Raw genomic sequence first — 24,523 nt, forward strand, 5'->3', positions numbered from 1 at the left:
GCGTCAGTTCGTCGGCTCGCCGGCCGAGACCTTCGCGGTCCAGTCGTCGAAGGCGATCACCGGCTGGCGCTGCTCGCCGAGGCGATCGATGCGCACCACCATCTCGTCCCCGGCCTTGAGGTAGCGCGGCGGCTTCATGCCGAGTCCGACGCCCGGCGGGGTGCCGGTCGTGATCACGTCGCCGGGCTCCAGCATCATGAAGTGCGAGACGTAGGCGACGAGCTGCGGCACATCGAAGATCATCGTCGCGGTGGAGCCGGTCTGCATGCGCTGCCCGCTCACGTCGAGGCTCATCGCGAGATTGCCGAGGTCGGGCACCTCGTCGAGCGTCACCAGCCACGGCCCGAGCGGCCCGAAGGTCGGGCAGCCCTTGCCCTTCGTCCAGGTCGGGCCGCGCTCCATCTGCCATTCGCGTTCGGAGACGTCGTTGCAGATGCAGACGCCGGCCACGTAGTTCAGCGCCTCGTTGGCGTGGACGTAGGAGGCGCGGGAGCCGATCACGACGGCGAGCTCGACCTCCCAATCGGTCTTGGCCGAGCCCTTGGGGATGATCACCGTGTCGCTGGCGCCGACGATGCAGGACGGCGCCTTGTTGAACACGATCGGCTCGGACGGGATCGGCGAGCCGGTCTCGGCGGCGTGGTCGGCGAAGTTGAGGCCGATCGCCACGAAGTTGCGGGTGCCGCCGACGCAGGGGCCGAGCCGGGTGGATTCCGGCAGCAGGGGCAGCGTCTCAGGGTCGATCAGGCGGAGCCGGTCGAGGGATTCGGGCGAGAGGCCCGGCCCGGCGATGTCGCGCAGGACGCCGGACAGGTCGCGCAGTCCGCCGCCGCCGTCGATCAGACCCGGCTTCTCGTCGCCGGTCGCACCGTGCCGAACCAGTTTCATCGTCCGTCCACTCCCAGCGTTCCGCAACCTCGTGCGCAGGAAGGTGGGTGTCGGGGCAGCCGGGTCAAGCGTGACGAGGCCGGCGCCCCCGTCGTCGGCGATGGCGCCCTGGAATATCCGGCGGGAGCCATCCGGGACAAAGGGTGCACCGGAAGCAGGTGCCGGCATGTGGCAGAAAGCGCACATGGATCGCCCAAAGACGCCCGGCGGCGCAAAGGGTAAATAGTCCTGTACGCTACCGCAGATCGTTTACATATGAACGAAGATTGGTGGAAACCTTCGTTTCAACCGATCTACAAATCTAAAAATATTGAAACTAGTATTTCTATCAATTTATACTGATAAAATTTAGCGACCGTCGGGCGTTGTGTCTCCTGCCGAATATTGGCACAGATTTAACCGAGGCGACGGCCCGAATGGGCGGCACCGAACGAGTGCACCGCCGGATCGTATGGGGAGACGACCATGGCAAAGACATTGCGCGCATTCGCGACGGCCGGCGTTTCGGCGGCCGCGTTGATGATCGGCACGGCGGGCGCCCAGGCCGGCGCCTTCGGATTGCGCGAGCAGAGCGCCATCGCGGTCGGCATGGCCGATGCCGGCGCGGCCTCCGGCGGCGGCGGCGTGTCCTCGATGTTCTGGAACCCCGCCGTGGTGACGATGCGTCCCGGCTGGGTCACCGAGCAGAACCTCACGTATGTCGGCCTGTCCGGCAAGATTACGCCGACGACCCCGACCAATCCGGGCTTCATCGGCCTCGGCGGATCGGGCGAGATCGGGCAGGGCGCCGTGCTGCCCTCGAGCGCCACCGCCTACCAGCTCAACGACCGCCTCTGGATCGGCATCCAGACCGGCGCGCCGTTCGGCCTCGTGACGAAGCCGCAGCAGACCTGGGCCGGCGAGGTCTACGGCCGCTCCAACCGGATCTTCTCGCTCGCCTTCAACCCGGTCGTCGGCTTCAAGGTCAACGATTGGCTGTCGGTCGCCGCCGGCCCGAACATCGAGTATTTCCGCCTGACCCTGCGGCAGGCGCTGCCGATCCCGGGCCTGTCCCCGACGGCGTATCCGAGCAGCTTCCTCAAGGGCGATTCCTGGGGCGTGGGCTTCACCGCCGGCGTGCTGGTGACGCCCTGGGCCGGCACCGCCATCGGCGTGGGCTATCGCTCCTCGGTGCATCACGACATCGAAGGGTCCATCGGCGTGCCGCTGGTGGCGCTGGCGCCGCTCGCCGGCCAGGTCCGCTCGAACCTCAACACCCCCGAAAAACTCAGCGTCGGCCTGACGCAGTCGCTGGCTCCGAACTTCCGGATGAACCTCGGCTTCGAGTGGGACAACTGGTCGAGGCTCGGCACCGTCGGCATCGTGTCCGAGGCCCGCAACGTGCCGGTCAGCTTCCTGCCGCTCAACTACAAGGACGGCTACACCTATTCGATCGGCGGCGAATACGACTGGTCGCCGGCCCTGACCGTGCGCGCGGGTGTGTCCTACGAGCAGTCGCCGATCGACTTCTCGAACCGTTCGGTGCGGCTGCCCGACGGGGACCGCGTCAACCTCGCCGTCGGCGGCAGCTACCGCTGGAGCGACAAGCTCCTGCTGACGCTGGCCTACTCGCACCTGTTCGTGGAGCGCAGCCGAATCCTCGCCGGACCGGGCCGCGACTACAACACCGGCAACATCGTCTTCGCCGGTCTCGTAGACGGCAGCGCGGACATCGTCTCAGTGGGCTTCCGCTACACCTTCGACGCCCCGGCGGCCCCCGCGCCCGTCCCGCTCGTCCGCAAGTACTGAGGCCCGAACGACCGGTCCGGGGCGGAGCCGTCCCGGACCTACGCAGGAACCGGCCAAGGCGGCGATTAGGCCGTCGTCAGGCTTTCATGCGCACGTAGGTGCCGGGCGCCGGCGCCAGCGAGGGCAGGGCGTCGCCGCCCGGCTTGCGCGCGGGCACCCGCTCGGGGGCCTGGGCCTCCAGCCACTGGAACCAGTACGGCCACCACGAGCCCTTGGTCTCGGTGGCCGCGGAGATCCAGTCCTCCAGGCGCCCTTCCGCCTTGCCGCCGGTCCAGTAGCCGTATTTCAGCTTGGCTGGCGGGTTGACCACGCCGGCGATGTGGCCGGAACCGGCCAGCACGTAGTCGACCGGGCCGCCGAACTTCGACGAGCCCTCGAACACCGAGATCGCCGGCGCGATGTGGTCCTCGCGGGTGGCGAGGTTGAACACCGGCACCGTGACCTTCTTCAGGTCGAGGCGGATATTGCCTAGCACCATCTTCCCCTGCGCGAGGTTGTTTTCGAGGTAGCAGTTGCGCAGGTAGAAGGCGTGGTTCGCCGCCGGCATCCGGGTGGCGTCGGCGTTCCAGTACAGCAGGTCGAAGGCGCTCGGCGCCTTGCCCTTCACGTAGTTGTTGACGACGTAGGACCAGATCAGGTCGTTCGGGCGCAGCATGTTGAAGGCGTTGGCCATCTTGGCGCCGTCGAGGTAGCCGCGCTCGGCCATCTGTGTCTCGATCTGCCGGATCTGGTCCTCGTCGGCGAAGACCTTCAGGTCGCCGGCATGGGTGAAGTCGACCTGCGTCGTGAGGAAGGTGGCGCTCTTGATCCGCGTGTTGCCGGTGGCCGCCTGCATGGCGAGCGTCACCGCGAGCAGGGTGCCGCCGACGCAGTAGCCGGCCGCCGCCACCTCGGTCTCGCCGGTGGAAACGCCGATCGCGTCGATCGCCGCCTCGATGCCCTCGCGCATGTATGACTCGAAGTCCTTGTCGCGGTGACGCTCGTCCGGGTTCACCCAGGAGATCACGAAGACGGTCAGCCCCTGGTCGACCATCCAGCCGATCAGGCTTTTGGCCGGGTTGAGGTCGAGGATGTAGAACTTGTTGATCCACGGCGGCACGATCAGGAACGGGCGCTTCAGCACCGTCTCCGTGCGCGGCGCGTACTGGATCAGCTCCATCAGGTCGTTGCGGAACACCACCTCGCCCGGCGTCACCGCCACGTCGACGCCGAACTTGAAGGCGTCGCGGTCGGTCTGGCGAACCCGTAACTCGCCCGACCCGGCCTGGATGTCCTCCTGCAGCATCTTCATGCCGCGCACCAAGTTGGCGCCGTTCTCCTGCAGAGTGTGCCGGATCAGCTCCGGATTGGTCATCACGAAGTTCGAGGGCGAGAGCGCGCCGGCGAGCTGGCGCAGGTAGAACTGCGCCTTGTGCCGGGTGTGGTCGTCGATGCCCTCGGCCTCGTTCACCAGGCCCTCGGCCCAGCGCGTGGTGATCAGGTAGCCCTGCTTGATGAAGTCGAAATACGGGTTCGACGACCATTCCGCGTCCGAGAACCGTGCATCCTTCGGCTCGGGCTGCGCCACCGGCGGCGCCTCGCGGCCCTGGAGTCGGAACCAAGTCGAGCCCCACAGGGCGACGAAGGCCTCGCTGAGCTTGGTCTGCGCCTCCAGCGTCCGCTTCGGGTCGGAGAGCCAGGTCTCGGCGACGGTGCCCAGCGTCCGCACGAGGTCGCTGGCTTCCTGGGGCGGCTTGGGCTGGACCGGCAACCCGTCCTCGGGGGCGACGTAGCGCGCGGCGGCGCGGCCGAGCTCCTCCATGAACTGGCCCGCGTTGCGCGACAGGGCCTCGAAATCGGGCATCGCGGGCGTCGTCGGCTGCGTCGTCACGCGTGATCCACTCCCAGCTTCCCTCCGCGCCGTCGGCGCGGCGGACCCGAGCGCCCGCCCTGGGGCGGTTCGAGCCTCGTTTCCGACAAATTAACGCGCCAACCCCTGATTTGCCCAGCGCGGCAGGCGCGAACGGCGATATATCTGCGGTATGAACTCAACGTCCGACAAGGTTCCGAACCCGGTTACGACGTCCCCGGGCAGGCCGTCGCATCCGGCCGGCTCTGCGGGGCGCGCTGGTGCAGTCCGCCGGCTGCTCGGCGCGCTCGCGCTGTGTGCTGCGGCGGCGACCGGCGCCTGCTCCTCCGATCTCTCGCCGATCAAGACGCTCGCGGTCGAGGCCGGCTACGGCCCGAAGCCGGTCGCGGCACCGGACTTCGTCGCGAACTCGCGCTCGAAGGCAGACCCCGAATTCATGCCGGTGGGCGTGTCGGCCCCGGTCCGTCCCGTGCGGGCGAAGTCGGCCGAGAGCCAGAAGGCGCTGGAGGCCGAGCTCGAGGGCGCCCGCGGCCGCAACGAATCGAAGGGCCGGGCGGCCGAGAGCGCCGGCAAGGCGACGAAGCCCGCGAGCGCGCCGGCGCAGCCGGCACAATAAGTCAGCGATTCGGGGTCGGCGGCGGCCCGCTTCGATGGTAGAGAGGCCGACCGCCACCCGTCGGGGCCGCCCGTGCCGCCCCGCGGGATCCGCGCCGATGGACAGATGGCCATGACCGATTTTCACCGCATCAAGCGCCTGCCGCCTTACGTGTTCGAGCAGGTCAATCGGATCAAGGCCGCCGCCCGCGCCAACGGCGCCGACATCATCGACCTCGGGATGGGCAACCCCGACCTCGACGCCCCCAAGCACGTCATCGCCAAGCTGTGCGAGACGGCCGGGCGTCCGCGCACGGACCGGTACTCGGCCTCGAAGGGCATCGCGGGCCTCCGCCGCGCCCAGGCCGGCTACTACCAGCGCCGCTTCGGCGTGAGCCTGAACCCGGACACCCAGGTCGTCGCGACGCTGGGCTCGAAGGAGGGCTTCGCCAACATGGCGCAGGCGATCACCGCGCCCGGCGACGTGGTGCTGGTGCCCAACCCGAGCTACCCGATCCACGCCTTCGGCTTCCTGATGGCGGGCGGCGTGATCCGCTCCGTCCCGGCCGAGCCGACGCCCGCGTTCTTCCCGGCCCTGGAGCGCGCCATGGCGCACTCGATCCCGAAGCCCGTGGCGCTGGTGGTCTGCTATCCGTCGAACCCCACGGCCTACGTCGCGACGCTGGATTTCTACCGCGACCTCGTCGCCTTCGCGAAGCGCCACGAGATCATCCTGCTGTCGGACCTCGCCTACGCCGAGGTCTACTTCGACGGCGAGCCGCCGCCCTCGGTGCTGCAGGTGCCGGGCGCGATCGACGTGACGGTGGAGTTCACCTCCCTGTCCAAGACCTATTCCATGGCCGGCTGGCGCATGGGCTTCGCGGTCGGCAACGAGCGCCTGCTGGCGGCGCTCAGCCGCGTGAAGTCCTACCTCGACTACGGCGCCTTCACGCCGATCCAGGTGGCCGCCACCGCCGCCCTCAACGGCCCGGACGACTGCATCCACGAGATGCGGGCGATCTACAGGAAGCGCCGCGACGCGCTGGTCGAGTCCTTCGGCAAGGCCGGCTGGAAGATCCCGGCGCCCGCCGCCTCGATGTTCGCCTGGGTGCCGATCCCGGAGAAGTTCAAGGAGATGGGCAGCCTGGAGTTCTCGAAGCTGCTGCTGGAGAAGTCCGACGTGGCGGTGGCGCCGGGCATCGGCTTCGGCGAGTTCGGCGACGACTACGTCCGCATCGCGCTGGTCGAGAACGAGCAGCGCATCCGGCAGGCCGCGCGCAACGTCCGCCGCTTCCTCGAGACCGCGGACAAGACGCTACACAACGTCGTGCCCCTGGCCAAGAGCGCCTGATCGCCCGAAGCGTCCGTTCGCCCGAGGGCGGTTGTTGCGGCGGGGCGACACGCCCGGCCAAAGCACGGCGCGCGGGCCCGAGACGGTTGTCAGCCGCAGCCCGGGTGCGCAGGGTCTCCGGCAATGATCCGTTCCCGCGTCACCGAGGCCCGCATGCGTCGCCTGTCCCTGCCCGCCGCCCTACTGCTGGCGGCAGCCGCCTCGGCCTGCGCGCCGAACCCGATCGTCGCCCGCGATCCGATCCCGGCGCCCGGGCCCGACGCGGCCTTCGCCTGCGACTCGCGCCCGCTGGTGCTCAACGCCTTCGAGACCACCTGCAAGCCGATCGCTCGGCAACCCGTGGTCGTGCTGCGCTCGAAGGGCTGACCGGCGACGGTCCCGGCCGGATTTCCCGGGACGAAGGCGCGGCCCACGCGTCGCGCCGACGGACATGTCGGTCCGCATCGGGCATGGTGCCCCGACGATTGAAGCCGGCCCCCAGCGACGGAGTACGCGAATGAACCCCTTCCTTCGACACGGCCTCGCTGCCGGCCTCGTCACCAGTCTCTTCGCGATCGTCGGCACAGGCGCCGCGCAGGCCCAGTCCGGGGCCTACGTGTTCCAGGGGCCGGACGGCCCGACGGTGTTGCAGGTCGACGTGGCCAACCGTCCGATCGTCCCGCCCCAGCGCCCGGACCTCGCGGTCCCGGCGATCGCCGTGCCGCAGGTGATGAACGGCGGCGGCTTCGGCATCACCGGCTTCAACTACTACGACAGCGGCCTGATGGAGGGCCGCGCCGACTCCCGCGCCAAGCGCCGCTACGTCCTGGCGCCGGCCTGGATCCCGGGCTACGGCGGACACTGACGGCGGGCGCCGGCGGCGCGTCGATCGCTTGCGCGCCGCAGGGCCGGATCAGTCCTTCGACGGGTCGTGGCCCCAGTTCATCAGCGACAGCGACCAGGCGGATTCGGGATCGTTGCGCGACTTGCCCCCTTGCGCGAGGTGGCGTCGGACGTAGCCCACGACCTTCTGCATGTGGGCGTAGTCGTCGTCGGTGAGCTCGGCCTTCTTCTTGGCCTTGATCTCGAGGATGCGGCGGCCCTCCTTGTGCCCGGTCGCCTCGCCGCCTCCGTCCTTCTGCCCGACCGATTGGCTCGCCTCGGAGTCGAGGTGCTTCCTCAGGGCGGCAGGCGTCATGTTCACCGCCGCGTCGAAATCCTTCCCCGTCTGCTCGTGGTCGTGCTTCGCCTCGTCCTTCTTCGTGTCGTGCTTGGTGTCATCCTTCTTCGCGTGATCTTGGGCCTTCGTCATCGTTCGGCGCTCCGGTCGGGCTGGAAAATCCCCGACCAACGCGCGAGCCGCCCGCGGTTTCACGCCCTCCGGCGCGCCCGGGCGTCGCAAGGCGGGGCGAGAGGCCGTTTACAGGGCCGGCCTGCCCCGGTATCACCCGACACGACCCCTTCAGAGCCCACAACACAAGCGACACACCCTCGAAATGCGCGCCGAGATCGAGCAAGCCTCGGATGCCGCCAAGCAGTCGATCGGACTGCTGAGGAGGCATCTTTGACTGGGATACCGTCGATAAACGCCTCGCGGAGCTGAACGCAGCCTCCGAGAACCCGGAGCTGTGGAACGACGCCGACGCCGCCCAGAAGGTGATGCGCGAGCGCCAGCAGCTCGACGAAGCCGTGGCCGCGATCCGCAAGCTCGAGCAGGACCTCGACGACGGGGCGATGCTGATCGAGCTCGGCGAAGCCGAGGGCGACGACGCCTCCATCCGCGAGGGCGAGGCCACGATCCTCGGCGTCGAGAAGCAGGCGGCCGGCCGGCAGGTCGAGACGCTGCTGTCCGGCGAGGCCGACGGCTTCGACACCTATCTCGAGGTCCATGCCGGCGCCGGCGGCACCGAGAGCCAGGACTGGGCCAACATGCTCCAGCGCATGTACGGCCGCTGGGCCGAGCGCAGGAAGTACAAGGTCGACATCGTCGAGTGGTCGGACGGCGAAGAGGCCGGGATCAAGGGTGCCACGCTCCTGATCAAGGGCCACAACGCCTACGGCTGGCTCAAGACCGAATCCGGCGTGCATCGCCTGGTCCGGATCTCGCCCTACGATTCGAGCGCGCGGCGGCACACCAGCTTCGCCTCGGTCTGGGTCTATCCGGTCATCGACGACCGGATCGAGATCGAGATCAAGGAATCCGACTGCCGGATCGACACCTACCGTTCTTCGGGCGCGGGCGGCCAGCACGTCAACACCACCGATTCGGCGGTGCGCATCACCCACAACCCGACCGGGATCGTGGTGGCGTGCCAGCAGGAGCGGTCGCAGCACAAGAACCGGGCCACCGCCTGGAACATGCTGCGCGCCCGCATGTACGAGGCCGAGCTGAAGAAGCGCGAGGAGAAGGCCAACGCCGAGGCCGCCTCCAAGACCGACATCGGCTGGGGCCACCAGATCCGCTCCTACGTGCTGCAGCCCTACCAGCTCGTGAAGGACCTGCGCACCGGCACGCAGTCGACCGACCCGGACGAAGTGCTCGACGGCGACATCGACCCGTTCATCGAAGCCTCGCTGGCGCAGCGGCTGTACGGCGCGACCGAGAAGGTCGAGGACATCGACTGAGGCGTAGGCGCCTTCCCTCCTCCTCTCCGGGGAGGAGGCGTACTACGGCTCGCCCTCCGCCAGTTCCCGCCCCGCTTCCAGGAACCCCTGCGGGTCCACCGGCTCGCCGTCGATCCGCGTCTCGTAATGCAGGTGCGCGCCGGTGGAGCGGCCGGTCGAGCCGACGCGGCCGACGAGGTCGCCGGCGCGGAGCCATTGCCCGGGGCGCACGTCGAAGCGCGCTAGGTGCGCGAAGCGCGTGACGACGCCGTGGCCGTGATCGATCTCCACCATGTTGCCGTAGCCGCCGGCCGGCTCCGCCGAGACAACGCGGCCTCGGGCGGTTGCGAAGGCCGGCTCGCCCAGCTCGGCCTTGAGGTCGAGGCCGGTATGCAGCGCGAGGCCGCGGGTAAACGGGTCGAGCCGCGGCCCGAAGCTGCTGGCGAGGCCGCGGTCGCGACGGAGCGGGCGGTCGAGGGGCAACCGGGCGGCGAGGCGCCGCAGGGCCTGCGCGTCACCGAGCGTGCGGGCGGTGACCGCGACGGCCGCGGCGAAGGGGCTCGGATCGATCGGAACCAGCGGTCCGCCGAGCCCGGACTCCAACGGACGCTGCAGGTCGAGCCCGGTGCGCCCGAGGACGCGGCGCAGGCGCCAGAGCTCGCCCGCCGCCCGTTCGGTGATCCGATCGAGCCCGATCACCTGCGCCGCCGCGAGGCCGTCGAGCCGCCCGGCAAGCGCCGCCAGGCGCAAGTCCACGTCGCGCGCGCTGCGGCGTTCCGGCCGGGCCGTATCGAGCCCGCGCAATCCCAGGTCTGGCTCGGGCGCGGGAGCTCGGCCGGGGAGGGCGCCGGTCGTCGTCGGATCGATCGCGCCGGGCGCGGTCGTCCGCACCAGACCGGTGAGCACGGCCTGGCGGCGCTCCAGGTCGGCCTGCCGCGCGGCGACTTCGTCGAGGCGCGCGGCGACGGCGTCTTGCGCCTCCGCGCGGGCCGAGCCGCCACGGTCGAGCTCGGCTTGGAGCGCGGCGAGGCGGGCCTCGTAGGCCACCTGCATCGCGCCCTGCCGGGCGACGAACCCGGCCAGCAGGTCGTCGTGGAACAACAGCAGCCCGCTCGCCGCCGCGGCCCAGAGGGTGGCGACGACGAGGGAGGCGGCGAGAAGCCGGTTCCTGCGAGGAGGAACGATGGCGCGGAGATTCATCGAGGCGGGCCGGGTTCCAAGACCGCCATCGAGCGCCGACAGGGTTAAGAAACCGGAAAATCCCTCATGACTTCCGCAAGATGCGGCCTCCCGGAGATGCGGTGCGCGATCAGCTCAGTGCGCGCGCGGCTTCCAGCACCTCCGCGGCATGGCCCGGCACCTTCACCTTGGGCCAGATCCGCGCGATGCGGCCCTCGCGGTCGAGCAGCATCGTCGTGCGCTCGACGCCCATGTACTTGCGGCCGTACATGCTCTTCTCGACCCAGACGCCATAGGCCTCCAGCATCGCCTTGCTCTCGTCGGAGACGAGCGGGAAGGCGAGGTCGTACTTGGCCGCGAACTTGTCGTGGCTCTTCACCGGGTCGGGCGAGACGCCGATCACGACCGTGTCGGCGGCGGTGAAGTCGGCCAGCGATGCGTTGAACGCTTGCGCTTCCAAGGTGCAGCCGCTCGTGTCGTCCTTCGGATAGAAGTAGAGCACGATCTTGTGACCGGCCTGTTCGGCCAACGCGAGCGTCTTCCCGCCGGAGCCGGGAAGGGTGAAGTCGGGAGCGTGCTCGCCTTGCGCGAGGGGCATCGTGCCATCCTTTCGGCCGATTGATGGTTGCTTGGTGCGGAGCCGGCAAGCCCGACGCCCGCACTTCGGGCGCGAGCGTCCGGTCCCCTTTCGGAAACGCTTCGCTTAAGGGTCGCGTCCTAGAATGAGCGCATGGTCCGACCCCGCGAACGCGCCGATGCAAGGTCTTCATGCCTGAGGAAGCGGCCCGGCTCGAGGATACGCCCGGCGCAGGGCGCCCGCGCAAGGCGGTTCGTCGCTGGACGCGGCGCTGCCTGTGGACGGCCGCCGCCCTGGTCGTCGTGCTCGGCCTCGGTCTCGGCGGGGGCGTCATGCGCCTCGCCTACGGACCGCTGCAGATCGACGGCCTGTCGGCGCGGGTCTCGGCTGCGCTGGCCGACCGGATCGGGCCGGGCTGGCGCATCGACCTGCGCGACAGCACCCTCGAGATCGATGCCGAGAACGCGCTGGCGTTGCGCGTCAGCGGGCTCGACATCCGCAACCCGCAAGGGGCGCTGGTCGTGCGCGCGCCGCTCGCCCTCGTCAGCATCGACCCCTGGAGCCTGCTGAGGCTCTCGCCGTCGCCGCGCTCGATCGAGTTCCGCGACGTGCAGATGACCGCGCTCGTCCACCGCGACGGCTCGATCGCGTTCGCGGCCTCCGAGCCGTCCCATCCCGGCGACGCCTCGCCGCACACGCCGCCGAGCGTGGACGCGGCCCGCGGCGTGGTCTCGCCGCTCTCGGCCGCCACCGCCTCGATCTTCGGCGTCGTGCTCGATTCCGCCGGCGTCGTCGGCGCCCTCGATCGCGCGCGCATCACCAACGCCCGCCTGACGCTGATCGACGACGACGCCCGCGAGCGCGCGGTATTCGAGCACGTCAACGGCCTGTTCGGCCGCGACCCGAAGCAGGACGCGCGGCTGTTCGAGCTGCGCATCGACGGACCGCACGGGCAATGGCGCTTCGGCGGCACGCTGCGCGAGGCCGGCGGCACCCGGCGCACCGGAATCATCACCCTCGACGACCTGCCGGCCACCGACCTGCTGCTGCTGTCGGGCCAATCCAAGCTGCCGTTCACCACCGACCTGAAGCTCTCGGCCCGGGCCGACATCGCCCTCGACGGCGGCCGCATCGAGGCGATGAAGGCGACGCTGCGCACCAGCGACGGGACCTTCCTCGTCGAGGAGAAGGACTTCAACCCGGTCACCATCGAGAGCCTGAACGCCGCCTTCAGCTGGGACGAGGCCGCCCGGGTGATGACGCTCGACGGGCTCGACTACCTCGGCGCCGGCAACGCCGTGAACCTCACCGGCACCTGGGCCGAGGCCAAGGCTGGCGAGGACTTCGCCTGGACCGCCACCCTGTCGAGCCGGAATGCGACCCTGCGCGGCGCTGCGGCCAAGGACAAGCCGGTGACGATCTCGGCGATGGACGGGCATCTCACCGGCCGGGCCGGCGGCATCGCCATCGACAGCTTCGCCATGACCGGCGCCGGCATCCACGGCAACATGAGCGGCACGCTCGGCACCACCGCCGACGACGACGGCCTCACCCTCCACGTCACCGCCAGCGACAGCGAGGCCCGCACGGCGCTCCGGCTCTGGCCGGAGAACATCGCGCCGGGCGCGCGCAACTACCTCGTCGACGAGCTGCGCGCCGGCCGCATCGACGCCGTCGACATCACCGTCGACATGTCGGGCGCCGAGCTCGCCGCGGCGACGCGCGGCGACCCGATGCCGGACAACGCGGTGCACATCGACTTCCGCGTCTCGGACGCGACGCTCGAGGTCTCGGCCGACGCGCCACCGCTGACCCGGGGCACCGTCGCCGGCACGATCACCGGGCGCACCACCCGGATCCGGAACGTCACCGCCGACATCCGCATGGCCGACGGGCGCGCCCTGAACATTTCCGAGGGCGCCTTCGTCATCCCGGAGATCGCGCCCGACAAGGTCGTGGCCGACATCGGCCTGCGCCTGTCGGGAGGCGCCGACGCGCTGGCCGCCCTGCTCCAGACCAAGATGTTCAAGGCGCTCTCGGGCGTCGAGCTCGACCCGGCGACGGTGAAGGGCCAGGCCGACCTGCGGATCGGCTTCCCGCTCGACCTCAAGCACATCCCCGACCTGCCGGACCTCCCGGTCGCCGTCACCGGCACGCTCAGCGACCTGACCGTCGACAAGGTCGTCGGCAAGGACAAGCTCGAATCCGGCCGCTTCGCCGTGAGCTACGATCCGCGCGGCTTCACCCTGAAGGGCGACGCGAAGCTGTCGGGGGCGCCGGTCTCGATCGACATGCACCAGGCCAAAACCGGCGGCGCCGGCGAGGTGCTGGTCAACCTGACCGCCGACGACGCCCTGCGGGCGCGCAAGGGCCTGCCGACGGCGCCGCAACTCTCCGGGCCGATCGCGGTCAAGGCCACGATCCCCCTGGTCAAGGCCGGGGCGACGAGGCCGCCAATCCGCGTCGAGGCGGATCTCGCCCGCGCCGGCATCGACGGGCTGGTGCCGGGCCTGACCAAGGCGGCGGGCAAGGCCGGGCGCCTGACCTTCGCGCTCGTCGACACCGGCCCAGGGATGGACCTGCGCGACATCGTGCTCGATGCCGGCGTGGCCTCGGCACGCGGCAGCGCCTCGCTCGGCAGCGAGGGCGGCCTGGAGCGGGCGGACCTGACCAACCTGAAGCTTTCGCCCGGCGACGACATGCGGGTCTCGCTGGAGCGCAGCGGCAACGGCTACCGGGTCGCGGTGAAGGGCGCGGTGGCCGACGCGCGGCCGTTCCTGAAGATGATGACCGCGCCCGAGGGCAAGGGCCAGCGCGACGCCAGCCCGAAGGACATCGAGGCGGAGATCCAGCTCGGCATCCTCACCGGCTTCAACGACGAGGCGCTGACCAACGCCAACGTCAGGCTGACCCTGCGCGGCAAGGACGTACGCTCGGCCGCGATGAGCGGCAAGTTCCGCTCGGCCCCGTTCGTGGCCAGCGTGACCAAGGGCGAACGCGGCGCGCCGACGCTGGCGATCGAATCCGGCGACGCCGGCGCGACGCTGCGCTTCGTCGATGTCTACCGGCGGATGTACGGCGGCCGGCTCAACCTCGGCATCGTGCTCAGCGACGGCCCGCAGGCCGGCGTCGTGCAGATCCGCGAGTTCTCCCTGCGCAACGAGCCGGCCCTGTCGAGCATCATGGCCCAGGGGCCGGAGACGGTGGAGACCGTGGACGCCCGCGGGCGCAAGCGCACGGTGGCGGGGCAGGGCAGCGCGGTGGCCTTCGACCGGATGCGGGCGAACTTCGTCCGCACCGGCTCGCGCGTCGACTTCTCCGACGCGGCGATCTCGAACGCAGCGATGGGCTTCACCCTGTCGGGCTTCCTCGACACCGCCCGCGAACGCACCGACATCAACGGCACCTTCGTGCCGCTCTACGGCCTGAACAACATCGTCTCGCAGGTTCCGGTGATCGGCCCATTGCTCGGCGGTGGCCACAACGAGGGCCTGTTCGCGGTCAACTTCCGGGTCTCGGGCAAGCTCAACGCGCCGGACGTGAGCGTGAACCCGCTCTCGGCCGTGGCACCGGGCTTCTTGCGAAAGCTGTTCAGCGCGGGCGGCGGCTCGAACTTCGCCGACGGCGTGCCCCCGGCGGTGCAGGGCGGCGACCGCTGAGGGGCCGGATCGCGCGCGGCAAATCGCCGGTAGGTCGATCGGCCGGGCGGACTACTCCGCGGCCGGCACCCGCATCGCGTCGCAGCCGGCATCCGACGCGTAGGCGTTGACGATCGCGTCGAGGAGGCCCGGAAAGCGCGCCTCGACCTCGGCGAACCGGGCTTCGTTCCGCATCTCGACGCCATGCCGCGCGCTGCGGATCAGGCCGGCCTCGCGCAGCACCTTGAAGTGGGTCGAGAGCGACGACTTCGGGATCACCCGGTCGCCGAGGGTGGCCAAAGCCGAGCAGGCGTCGACGCAGCCCGCCCGCATGATCTGCGCGAAGATCGCCGCGCGGTTCGGATCGGACAGCGCGTGGAGGATCGCGTCCGGGCGGACGTCCTCGATCGCGGGGTGGAACAGAGATCTCATCTTTTCCGCATGTGGGGGCTTGAACCGAACTCCGTTAGTTCTGAATTACCGAACTATGGGACTAAGGCGGCCATCCTGGAGCCGACCCATGCCAAAGGGGTTAGCATACATGTCCAAGCTCGCGGGCAAAGTCGCCGTCGTCACTGGCGCATCGAAGGGCATCGGCGCCGCCATCGCCAAGGGGCTGGCTAAGGAGGGCGCGGCGGTGGTGGTCAACTACGCGTCGAGCAAGGCCGGCGCGGACGCGGTGGTCGCGGCGATCACCGCGTCGGGCGGCAAGGCGGTCGCGGTCCAGGGCGACGTCTCGCAGGCGGCGCAGGCGCAGGCCCTCGTCGAGGCGGCGGTGACGCAGTTCGGCCGGCTCGACGTGCTGGTCAACAATTCCGGCCTGTACGAGTTCGCGGCGATCGAGGCGATCACCGAGGCGCATTACCACAAGCTGTTCGACGTCAACGTGCTCGGCGTGCTGCTGGCGAGCCAGGCGGCCGCCAAGCACCTCGGCGAGGGCGGCAGCATCGTCAACATCTCGTCGGCGATCACGGACGTCAACACGCCGACCGCTGCGGTCTACGCCGGCACAAAAGGCGCGGTGAACGCGATTTCCGGCGTGCTCGCCAACGAGCTCGCGCCGCGCAAGATCCGGGTCAACGTCGTCAGCCCGGGCTACGTGGTGACCGAAGGCACGCACGCGGCCGGCATCGCCGGCTCGGAGATGGAGGCCGGCTTCGTGGCGCAGACGCCGCTCGGCCGCGCCGGCCGGCCGGACGACATCGCCGACGTCGTCGCGTTCCTGGCCTCCGACGAGGCCCGCTGGCTCACCGGCGAGGTCATCACCGCCAGCGGCGGCATCCACTGACGCACGGTCGCCGCGGATCGACCAGGCCGAGACCCGTTCCGGGCCTCGCTCGGTCAAGGGCGCTCACGCCACGCGCAGCAGCACGTGGCGCTTCTTGCCGAAGGAGAGCTTGAGCACGCCGTTCTTGGCGAAGTCGGCGGTGCGCAACACGGCGCGCTCGTCGGTGAGCACCACGTCGTCGATGCGCAGGCCCCCGCTCTTGATCTGGCGGCGGGCCTCGCTCGTGGACGGCACCAGCTTGGCGTATTCCGGGCCGAAGGCGCTTAACACGCCCAGACCCGCGTCGACGAGGTCGCGCGAGACGGTGACGCTCGGCAAATCCTCGGCCAGCGTCCCCTCGACGAAGGTCTTCCGCGCGGTCTCGGCGGCGGCGTCCGCCGCCTCGCGGCCGTGCATCAGCGCCGTCGCCTCGGTGGCGAGCCGCACCTTGGCCTCGTTGATCCCGGCCCCCCCCTTCGCGGCGAGCTCGGCGATCTCGGGCAGCGGCAGGAAGGTGAACAGCTTGAGGAAGCGCTCGACGTCGGCGTCCTCGGTGTTCCGCCAGAACTGCCAGTAATCGTAAGGTATCAGCATCTCCGCATCGAGCCAGACCGCGCCGGCGGCGGTCTTGCCCATCTTGGCGCCGGACGCGGTGGTGAGCAGCGGGCAGGTCAGTCCGGTGAGGCCGGGCACGCCCATGCGGCGGCCGAGGTCGATCCCGTTGACGATGTTGCCCCACTGGTCGGACCCGCCCATCTGCATCGTGCAGCCGTGGCGGCGGTTCAGCTCGACGAAGTCGTAGGACTGGAGGATCATGTAGTTGAACTCCAGAAACGAGAGTTCCTGGTCGCGCTCCAGGCGCATCCGCACGCTGTCCATCGACATCATGCGGTTGACCGAGAAGTGGCGCCCGACGTCGCGCAGCATCTCGATGTAGTTCAGCTTGGTCAGCCAATCGGCGTTGTCGACCATGATCGCGCCGGTGGACGAGCCGTCGAAGGCGAGGAAGCGGGCGAAGGTCTTCTGGATGCCGGCCTTGTTCGCCTCGATCTGCTCCAGGCTCAATATCTTTCGCGATTCGTCGCGCCCCGAGGGATCGCCGACGCGGGTGGTGCCACCGCCCATCAGCGCGATCGGCCGGCCGCCGGTCTTCTGCAGCCAGTGCAGCATCATGATCGACAGCAGGTGGCCGATATGGAGCGAGGCCGCTGTGCAGTCGTAGCCGACGTAGCAGGTCAGGCGCCCCTCGGCCGCCGCCGCGTCGACGCCGGCGAAATCCGAGCATTGGTGCACGTAGCCGCGCTCGGCGAGGACCTTGAGGAACTCGGACTTGGGCGCGAAGGGCTTGGGCGCGAGGGGCTCGGCGGCGGTCATGGGAATGCAGGCTTCTCGGTTCGAGGCGGGACGCCGGGCGGCGGCACGGGATGCGATCCCGCTCGGCTGGCGCGTCCGCTCGCAAAAGGGCATGAGGCGGCTTGGGTGTCACTCGCACAACCCCCGTCGCGTCGGCGGCGCCACCGGAGGCGCCCACGGGGACCGGGGGTTTTGCGAGCCGCACTCATAGCAGGGCGACCGGCGAAAGGCACGGGGGCAGGTCATGACCATGATGCGCGCGATCGGCCTGATGAGCGGGACCTCCCTCGACGGCGTGGACGTCGCCCTGATCGAGACCGACGGCGAGGCCGTCCACGTGGTGCGGGGCCACAACAACTACCTCGAGCCCCTCGGCCCCACCGGCTACCGCGGCTATTCCGAGGACGAGAAGGGGCTGCTGCGCGCCGCCACCAAGGATGCCGAGGGCGTGGTCGCGCCGGGCGACCGGCCCGGCCGCCTGCCCGAAGCGGAGGCCTTCGTCACCGAGGCGCATGCACAGGCGGTGGAGCAGTTCCTCGCCGAGAACGGGCTCTCGGCCGGCGAGATCGACGTGATCGGCTTCCACGGCCAGACGGTGATCCATCGGCCCGACCAGCGCATCACGATCCAGGTCGGCGACGGCCAGGCGCTGGCCGACCGGCTGCGCATCCCCGTGGTCTCGGACATGCGCCGCGCCGACATCGAGGCGGGCGGGCAGGGGGCGCCGCTCGTGCCGGTGTTCCACCAGGCGCTCGCCGCCGCCTCCGGCTTCGAGGGGGCGTTCGGCATCCTCAACATCGGCGGCGTCGCCAACGCGACGCTGATCGATTCGAAGGGCGGCGTGATCGCCTTCGACACCGGGCCGGGCAACTCGCTGATCGACGAGTGGATGCAGGAGCGCGAGGGCAAGAACCTCGACGACGGCGGCCGCACCGCCGCGCGCGGCCGCGCCGACGAGCCGCTGCTGGCCTGGCTGCTGACGCACCCGTTCTTCTTCCGGCGGCCGCCGAAGTCGCTCGACCGCAACTGGTTCTCGCACAAGCTCGCAGGCCAGCTCTCGACCGAGGACGGTGCGGCGACGCTCACCGCCTTCACCGCCCGCGCGGTCGCCCGGGCGCTGGACCACGCACCGGAGATCCCGGCCCGCTGGATCGTCGCCGGCGGCGGGGCCCGAAACGGCGAGCTGGTGCGGCTGCTGAACTATCACCTGCGCGCCGAGATCACGATGGCGGACGCGATCGGCTGGTCCTCGGCCTTCCTCGAGGCCCAGGCCTTCGCGCACCTGGCCGTGCGCTCGCTCAAGGGCCTGCCGATCACGTTCCCCTCGACCACCGGCGTGCGCGAGCCGATGACCGGCGGCGTGCTGGCCCGTCCGCGGGATTCGTCCGGGTCTTGAGCCTCGGCCATGCCCTTCGACGGATCGTCGAGGAATACCCCGAGGCCCACCTCGACCCGCCGGCCGGGCACCCGCTCGCAGCTGTGATCCGGAGAAGCGCGCCCGACGAGATGCGGCGCGCGCTCGAACCGATCGGCGGCGGCTATTGCGTGAAGGGCAGCCCCGGCCGCGGCACGCATTGGGCGGCGGTGCCCTGGCTCGCGGTGTTCGATCCCGCGATCACCACCAGCGCGACGCGGGGCTACTACCTCGTCTACCTGTTCCCGGCGCATCGGCAGCAGGTCTATTTCTGCCTCGTGCAGGGCACCGTCGCAGCGATCCGTGAGCATGGGCCGGATGCGGAAGGCTTCTTGCGCCGGAGCGGCGACGCGCTGCGGGCGCGGATGTCGGATTTTGCCGACCGGCTGCCGCTGTCCGCGATCGATCTCGGCAGGGAAGGCCCGCTGCCCGAGGGCTACGCGGCGGCCCACATCCTCGGCCTCGCCTACGATCTCGATGCGCTGGGCGACGAGCGTCGGCTAAGGCGCGACCTTGCGGTCGGGATCGAGGCCTATCGGGCGTTGAAGGCGCGGGGCGGGCTCGTGTTCGACTGACCGTGCAGCGCACTTCTCCCGCCCCAGCAAAGGGGGAGGGAAGCGCGCCCGATTTGTGCCCCCGGCGCCCGCGCGCTAGAGCACGCGCACGATGTCCCACAACACGTTCGGCCACCTGTTCCGCGTCACCACCTTCGGCGAGAGCCACGGGGTCGCCCTCGGCTGCGTCGTCGACGGGTGTCCGCCCGGGCTCGCGCTCGAGGCCGAGGAGATCCAGGCCGAGCTCGACCGGCGCAAGCCCGGCCAGTCGCGCTTCACCACCCAGCGCCGCGAGCCGGACCAAGTGCGGATCCTGTCCGGCGTCTTCGCCGACGACCGCACGGGCGGGCGCCAGCTCACCACCGGCACGCCGATCGCGCTGACGATCGAGAACACCGACCAGCGCTCGAAGGACTATTCCGAAATCCGCGACAGCTACCGCCCGGGTCACGCCGACTACGCCTACGACGCCAAGTACGGGTTTCGCGACTATCGCGGCGGTGGGCGCTCGTCGGCGCGGGAGACCGCGGCGCGGGTGGCGGCCGGCGCCATCGCCCGCAAGGTGATTCCCGGCGTGACGATCCGCGCGGCGTTGGTGCAGATGGGCCCGCACGCGATCGAGCGGTCGCGCTGGGACTGGGACGAGACCGGCAACAACCCGTTCTTCTGCCCCGACGCCGAGACCGCTAAATTTTACGAAACCTACCTCGACGCGATCCGAAAGGACGGCTCGTCGATCGGCGCCGTGATCGAGGTGGTGGCCGAGGGCGTCGCGCCGGGCCTCGGCGCGCCGATCTACGGCAAGCTCGATGCGGATCTCGCCGCCGCGATGATGTCGATCAATGCGGTCAAGGGCGTCGAGATCGGCGACGGCTTCGCCTCGGCGGCGCTTCGCGGCGAGGACAACGCCGACGAGATGCGCGCCAGCAACGACGGGCGCCCGGCCTTCCTGGCCAACCATGCCGGCGGCGTGCTCGGCGGCATCTCGACCGGCCAGCCGATCGTGGTGCGGTTCGCGGTGAAGCCGACCTCGTCGATCCTCACGCCCCGGCGCACCGTCACGAGCGACAACCGCGACGTCGACCTGATCACGAAGGGCCGCCACGACCCCTGCGTCGGCATCCGCGCCGTGCCCGTCGCCGAGGCGATGATGGCGTGCGTGCTCGCCGATCACCATCTCCGCCATCGGGGGCAAGTCGGCTCCTGACCGCGGCGCCCGACGCCTGACCGTCCCCGGACGCAAAGCTCATTCGAGTACCGAACCGTGCCTCACAGCTCCGTCACCTCCGCCATCGAAGCCTTCGCCCGCGGCGAGATCGTCGTCGTCACCGACGACGACGACCGCGAGAACGAGGGCGACCTCGTCGTCGCCGCGATCCATTGCACGCCGGAGAAGATGGCGTTCATCGTCCGCAACACCTGCGGCATCGTCTGCGCGCCGGTGACGACCTCGGAGGCGCGACGCCTCAACCTCGCGCCGATGGTCGCCTCGAACGACGCGCCGCTCGGCACCGCCTTCACCGTCACGGTGGACGTGAAGCACGGGCTCACCACCGGCATCTCGGCCGAGCAGCGCTGCAACACCGTGCGGGCGCTGGCCAACGGCAACATGGGCGCCGACGACTTCGTCCGCCCCGGCCACGTCTTCCCGCTGATCGCGCGGGACGGCGGCGTGCTGATGCGCTCCGGGCATACGGAGGCCGCGGTCGACCTGTGCAAGCTCGCCGACCTGCCCCCCGTCGGCGTCATCTGCGAACTCGCCAACGACGACGGCACGGTGATGAAGGGGCCGCAGATCACGGCCTTCGCCGAGGCGCACAATCTCGCCCGGGTGTCGGTGGCCGACCTGATCGCCTACCGCCAGGCGCGCGACCGGCTGGTCGAGCGGGTCGGGCACTTCCCGGTCCAGACCGAATTTGGGCCGATGACCGGCTACGCCTACACGACGCCGTTCGAGGCGATCCAGCAATTCGCCTTCGTCCACGGCGAGATCGGCGACGGCCGTGACGTGCTGGTCCGGCTGCACCGCTCGGACGTCGTCGCCGACGTTATCGAGGGCGGCCGCCAGATCGAGACGGTGATGCGCCGCTTCGCGAAAGAAGGACGCGGCATCCTCGTCTACCTGCGCGACGGCACCGCCGGCGTGCCGCTCAACCGCGTCGCCGACGAGGGCACCGAGGCGCAGCGCGTGCGCCAGTGGCGCGAGGTGGGCCTGGGCGCCCAGATCCTGCGCGACCTCGGCGTGGTCTCGTTCCGCAACCTCTCGACCTCGTCGCGGGCCTATGTCGGCCTGTCCGGCTTCGGCATCGAGATGCTCGGCGACGAGCCGCTGGAAGGCTAACGGGCTTTTGTCCGGCTACGCCCGCACGAACCGGCCGTAGCGCAACGCCAGCGCCGGCAGGATCGCGAGGTTCAGCACCGTCGAGGTGACGAGCCCGCCCAGGATGACGATCGCCATCGGTCCCTCGATCTCGCGCCCCGGCTCGCCGGCGCCGAGCGCCAGGGGCAGCAGACCGAGGCCGGTGACCAGCGATGTCATCAGGATCGGCACCAGCCGGTCCCCCGCCCCCTCCGAGGCGGTCGCGGCGTCCCAGCTGCGGCCCTCGCGGGCGACCATATGCTCGTAATGGGCGATCAGCATGATCGCGTTGCGCAGCGAGATCCCGAACAGCGTCACGAAGCCGACGATCGAGCCGAGCGAGATCACCGCCCCGGTCGCCGCAACCGCGAGCACGCCGCCGACGAAGGCGAAGGGCAGGTTGACCAGCACCAGGAGGAGGTTACGCACCGAGCCGGTGACCACCGCGAGCAGCAGCACGATGCCGAGGCCGGCCAGCGCCGAATAGGTCAGCAGGTCGGCGCGCGCCCGCGCCTGCGTCTCGGCGGCGCCCTCGAACGCAACGTAGACGCCCGGCGGCAGGGCGACCTCCTTGGCGACCTTGCGCTTGGCCGCCTCGACGAAGGAGGCCACGTCGCGCCCCGTCACGTTGGCGGTCACCGCCTGCACCCGCTGCGCGCCCGCGTGCTGGACCTGGTAGCGTCCCGCGGTCTCGTACACGTCGGCGACCTGGGCCAGTCGGATGTAGCTGCCGCTCGGGGTCCGCAGCGGCAGGTCGCCGAGGCGGGTGAGGTGCGCCCGTGTCGCCCGGTCGAGGATGACGATGACGTTGAAGACGGCGTTGCCCTCGTAGGCTTGGCCGACCACGTCGCCCTGGTAGGCGGTGCGGACGATCTCCAACACCTCGATCGCGTCGAGGCCCCAGTGGCGCAGGTCGTTCCGGCGTAGGGACACGGTGATCTGCGGCAGGCCGGCGGGCGATTGCTGCTGCACGTCGGCCGCGCCCCGCACCTCGGCGAGCTCGCGGGCGACGTCGCGGGCCGCCGCCTCGATCCGGTCGAGGTCGGCGCCGAACACGTTGATCACCACCGGCGCGGTGTAGCCCGAGACCGTCTCCTCGATGCGTTCGGTCAGGAAGGTCTTGAGCGAGAACGCGGCGCCGGGCGTGCCCGCCATCAGCGCGCGGATGCCGGCCTCGCTCCGCCCCTGCGCCGCGCCGTCGAGGCCGGGCTCGAGGTCGATGTGGATCTCGCTGTAATGTGTGCCGGCCGTGTCCTGCCCGGCCTCGGCCCGGCCGACCTGCTGCGCCACGGCCCGCACCCCCGGCACCGCCTTGAGGCCGGCGGTGATGCGGGTGCCGAGCCGCAGCGATTCCTGCAGCGAGGTGCCAGGGGCGGCCGCCATGTGCAGGATCAGGTGGCCCTCCTTGAGGTCGGGCAGGAAGGTGCCGCCGAAATAGGGCAGGGCGGCAGCCCCCCCGAGGGTCAGCAGCAGGGCGGCCGTCGCAGCCCAGCCGAAGCGCCGCTCGACGCCGCCGAGCACCCGGACGTAGGCGGCGCGCGAGGCCCGCATCACCGGCGGGTCGCGCGCCGGCAGATCCCTGCGGGCGACGAGCGCCATGGCGAGCGCCGGCGTGACGGTGAGCGCCACCGCGAGCGAGGCCACCACGGCCAGGATGTAGGCGAGCGCCAGCGGGCCGAACAGGCGCCCGGCGACGCCGGTGAGCGCCAGCACCGGCAAAAACACCAGAAGCACCGCGAAGGTGGCGTAGGCCACCGCGCTTCGCACCTCCAGGATCGCGTCGCGCACCACCCGCGCGACCGGCAGCGGCGCGAGCAGACGCCGGTTCTCGCGCAGGCGCCGCACGGCGTTCTCGATGCCGATCACCGCGTCGTCCACCACCTCGCCGATGGCGATGGCGAGCCCCCCCAGCGTCATCGTGTTGAGGCTCTCGCCCATCGCCCCGAGCACCAGCACGGCGGCGAGCAGCGAGAGCGGGATCGCGACCGCGCTGATCACCGCGGTGCGCCAGTCGAACAGGAACACGAACAGCACCACGACGACCAGGATGCCGCCGAGCGCCAGCGCCTGCAGCACGTTGCCGTTGGCCTGGGCGATGAAGTTCGCCGGGCGGAACAGGTCGCCGCGCAGCACGATGCCGTCGCGCTCCAGCCCAGGGCGAAGCTCGTCGAGCGCCGCGTCGACGCGGCGCGTCGCCTCCAAGGTGTTGGCGCCGATCTGCGCGCCGACCATCAGGAGGATGCCGGGGCGGCCGTCGACCAGGGCCGCGCTGATCGGCGGCTCGGGGGCGGCGACCACGGTGGCGACGTCGCCGAGCACCACGCTGGCGCCGCCCTCGTTGACGAGCACCGTGCGGGCGATCTCGTCCGGCGTCAGCGACTGGCCTTCCGTCTGCAGGGCGATGCGCTGGTTGGCCGTGTCGACGAAGCCGGCGCCGCGCACACCCGTCGCCTTGCGCGCGGCGACCAGCACGTCGTTCAGGCCGAGGCGGAAGCGGATCAGGTCGTGCGGCCGCACCTCGACCTGGAACGCGCGCACAGCGCCGCCGTAGACCGAAACCTGCGCGATGCCGGGCACCGCGAGCAGCCGCAGGCGCACCCGCCAGTCGGCGATGGTGCGCAGGTCGAGGGCGGACCGCTTCTCCGAGGTCAGCCCGACGAGGACGACGGTGCTGGTCGAGGAGGTGAGCGCGGTCATCGCCGGCGGCAGCACGCCCTGCGGCAAGCGCCCGGCAAGGCTCGCCAGCCGCTCGGTAACGAGCTGGCGCACCCGGTAGATGCTGCTGCCCGCCGTGAAGGTGGCGGTGATGACCGACAGGCCCTGGATCGAGCTCGACCGCAAAGTGGCGAGGCCGGGAAGCCCGTTGACCGCGACCTCGACGGTCTGCGTCACCAAGACCTCGACCTGTTCCGGGTTGAGCCCCGGCGCCTCGGTCTGGATCACCACCGAGGGCGGCGCGAATTCGGGGAAGACGTCGTACTTGGCCTGGCCGAGGCTGGCGGTACCGTAGACCAGGAGCGCCAGGGCCAAGGCCACGACGATTCCGGGGAAGCGGATCGCGAAAGCGACCAGGGCGGCCTGCGGACCGACGGGATCGGAGGCGGGGGCGTCGGTGTCGGGCGGCATCGG

General features: G+C 70.5%; 20 protein-coding genes. 12 read left to right on the forward strand and 8 right to left on the reverse strand.

Annotation, left to right across the window (positions count from 1 at the left end; translation table 11 throughout):
* Positions 1-3 precede the first annotated feature (3 nt).
* Positions 4-888: a fumarylacetoacetate hydrolase family protein gene (locus tag FV234_RS06475; protein WP_147751830.1), complete on the reverse strand. Its 885-nt coding sequence runs from the start codon at positions 886-888 to the stop codon at positions 4-6.
* Positions 889-1,353: 465 nt separating this feature from the next.
* Between FV234_RS06475 and FV234_RS06480 the strand changes: the two genes are divergently transcribed.
* Positions 1,354-2,676, forward strand: a complete 1,323-nt coding sequence (locus FV234_RS06480) for an outer membrane protein transport protein (protein WP_147751829.1) — start codon at positions 1,354-1,356, stop codon at positions 2,674-2,676.
* 76 nt (positions 2,677-2,752) lie between these two features.
* Here FV234_RS06480 and phaC read toward each other — a convergent pair whose 3' ends face one another.
* The gene (gene phaC, locus FV234_RS06485) at positions 2,753-4,546 is read right to left on the reverse strand and encodes a class I poly(R)-hydroxyalkanoic acid synthase (RefSeq protein WP_147828447.1); all 1,794 of its coding nucleotides are present in this window, start codon (positions 4,544-4,546) and stop codon (positions 2,753-2,755) included.
* Between the two features lie 151 nt (positions 4,547-4,697).
* On the opposite strand from phaC, the gene FV234_RS06490 reads away from it, so the two are divergent.
* The 4 genes from FV234_RS06490 (at position 4,698) to FV234_RS06505 (ending at position 7,314) form a co-directional block, all read left to right on the forward strand.
* Positions 4,698-5,141, forward strand: coding sequence for a hypothetical protein (locus tag FV234_RS06490; RefSeq protein ID WP_238272160.1), 444 nt, complete (start codon positions 4,698-4,700; stop codon positions 5,139-5,141).
* 111 nt (positions 5,142-5,252) lie between these two features.
* Complete coding sequence (locus tag FV234_RS06495; protein ID WP_147828448.1) at positions 5,253-6,470, forward strand: LL-diaminopimelate aminotransferase; 1,218 nt, start codon at positions 5,253-5,255, stop codon at positions 6,468-6,470.
* Positions 6,471-6,623: 153 nt separating this feature from the next.
* Complete coding sequence (locus tag FV234_RS06500; protein ID WP_147751826.1) at positions 6,624-6,836, forward strand: hypothetical protein; 213 nt, start codon at positions 6,624-6,626, stop codon at positions 6,834-6,836.
* 130 nt (positions 6,837-6,966) lie between these two features.
* A complete protein-coding gene (locus FV234_RS06505) occupies positions 6,967-7,314 on the forward strand; it encodes a hypothetical protein (RefSeq protein ID WP_147828449.1) in 348 nt (115 codons plus the stop codon).
* 48 nt (positions 7,315-7,362) lie between these two features.
* Here the strand turns inward: FV234_RS06505 and FV234_RS06510 are convergent, their stop codons facing one another.
* On the reverse strand, positions 7,363-7,761 hold the full coding sequence (locus FV234_RS06510; protein WP_147828450.1) for a DUF3140 domain-containing protein: 399 nt from the start codon (positions 7,759-7,761) through the stop codon (positions 7,363-7,365).
* A 184-nt stretch (positions 7,762-7,945) separates the two neighbouring features.
* Between FV234_RS06510 and prfB the strand changes: the two genes are divergently transcribed.
* A protein-coding gene (gene prfB / locus FV234_RS06515) for a peptide chain release factor 2 (protein ID WP_147751823.1) occupies positions 7,946-9,074 on the forward strand; the annotation gives its coding sequence in 2 pieces (ribosomal slippage) (positions 7,946-8,014 and positions 8,016-9,074; 1,128 coding nt in all).
* 42 nt (positions 9,075-9,116) lie between these two features.
* On the opposite strand, the gene FV234_RS06520 is transcribed toward prfB, so the two are convergent.
* Both FV234_RS06520 and FV234_RS06525 read right to left on the reverse strand, forming a co-directional pair.
* Positions 9,117-10,253 (reverse strand): peptidoglycan DD-metalloendopeptidase family protein, encoded by a 1,137-nt coding sequence (locus FV234_RS06520; protein WP_147828451.1) that lies wholly within the window; start codon positions 10,251-10,253, stop codon positions 9,117-9,119.
* A gap of 109 nt (positions 10,254-10,362) precedes the next feature.
* Entirely contained in the window at positions 10,363-10,830 is a 468-nt protein-coding gene (locus FV234_RS06525) for a peroxiredoxin (RefSeq protein WP_147751821.1), read from the reverse strand.
* Between the two features lie 170 nt (positions 10,831-11,000).
* On the opposite strand from FV234_RS06525, the gene FV234_RS06530 reads away from it, so the two are divergent.
* Positions 11,001-14,468 (forward strand): DUF3971 domain-containing protein, encoded by a 3,468-nt coding sequence (locus FV234_RS06530; RefSeq protein WP_147828452.1) that lies wholly within the window; start codon positions 11,001-11,003, stop codon positions 14,466-14,468.
* Positions 14,469-14,519: 51 nt separating this feature from the next.
* Here FV234_RS06530 and FV234_RS06535 read toward each other — a convergent pair whose 3' ends face one another.
* On the reverse strand, positions 14,520-14,879 hold the full coding sequence (locus tag FV234_RS06535; protein WP_147828453.1) for a helix-turn-helix domain-containing protein: 360 nt from the start codon (positions 14,877-14,879) through the stop codon (positions 14,520-14,522).
* 109 nt (positions 14,880-14,988) lie between these two features.
* Here FV234_RS06535 and FV234_RS06540 point away from each other — a divergent pair, with 109 nt between their 5' ends.
* Positions 14,989-15,735, forward strand: coding sequence for a glucose 1-dehydrogenase (locus tag FV234_RS06540; protein ID WP_147751818.1), 747 nt, complete (start codon positions 14,989-14,991; stop codon positions 15,733-15,735).
* A gap of 63 nt (positions 15,736-15,798) precedes the next feature.
* On the opposite strand, the gene tyrS is transcribed toward FV234_RS06540, so the two are convergent.
* A complete protein-coding gene (gene tyrS / locus FV234_RS06545) occupies positions 15,799-17,088 on the reverse strand; it encodes a tyrosine--tRNA ligase (RefSeq protein ID WP_147828454.1) in 1,290 nt (429 codons plus the stop codon).
* A 223-nt stretch (positions 17,089-17,311) separates the two neighbouring features.
* Here tyrS and FV234_RS06550 point away from each other — a divergent pair, with 223 nt between their 5' ends.
* The 4 genes from FV234_RS06550 to ribB all read left to right on the forward strand — a co-directional run bounded on the left by FV234_RS06550 (position 17,312) and on the right by ribB (position 21,376).
* Positions 17,312-18,463 (forward strand): anhydro-N-acetylmuramic acid kinase, encoded by a 1,152-nt coding sequence (locus FV234_RS06550; protein WP_147828455.1) that lies wholly within the window; start codon positions 17,312-17,314, stop codon positions 18,461-18,463.
* The gene (locus FV234_RS06555) at positions 18,460-19,056 is read left to right on the forward strand and encodes a DUF3578 domain-containing protein (protein ID WP_147828456.1); all 597 of its coding nucleotides are present in this window, start codon (positions 18,460-18,462) and stop codon (positions 19,054-19,056) included. Before FV234_RS06550 ends, FV234_RS06555 begins: the two co-directional genes overlap by 4 nt.
* Positions 19,057-19,147: 91 nt before the next feature.
* Positions 19,148-20,242, forward strand: coding sequence for a chorismate synthase (gene aroC, locus FV234_RS06560; RefSeq protein WP_147828457.1), 1,095 nt, complete (start codon positions 19,148-19,150; stop codon positions 20,240-20,242).
* Between the two features lie 57 nt (positions 20,243-20,299).
* On the forward strand, positions 20,300-21,376 hold the full coding sequence (gene ribB, locus FV234_RS06565) for a 3,4-dihydroxy-2-butanone-4-phosphate synthase (protein ID WP_147751813.1): 1,077 nt from the start codon (positions 20,300-20,302) through the stop codon (positions 21,374-21,376).
* A gap of 15 nt (positions 21,377-21,391) precedes the next feature.
* Here the strand turns inward: ribB and FV234_RS06570 are convergent, their stop codons facing one another.
* Positions 21,392-24,520 (reverse strand): efflux RND transporter permease subunit, encoded by a 3,129-nt coding sequence (locus FV234_RS06570; protein WP_147828458.1) that lies wholly within the window; start codon positions 24,518-24,520, stop codon positions 21,392-21,394.
* Positions 24,521-24,523: the final 3 nt, after the last annotated feature.

Source organism: Methylobacterium sp. WL8 (genome assembly GCF_008040045.1).
Lineage (GTDB): Bacteria > Pseudomonadota > Alphaproteobacteria > Rhizobiales > Beijerinckiaceae > Methylobacterium > Methylobacterium cerastii.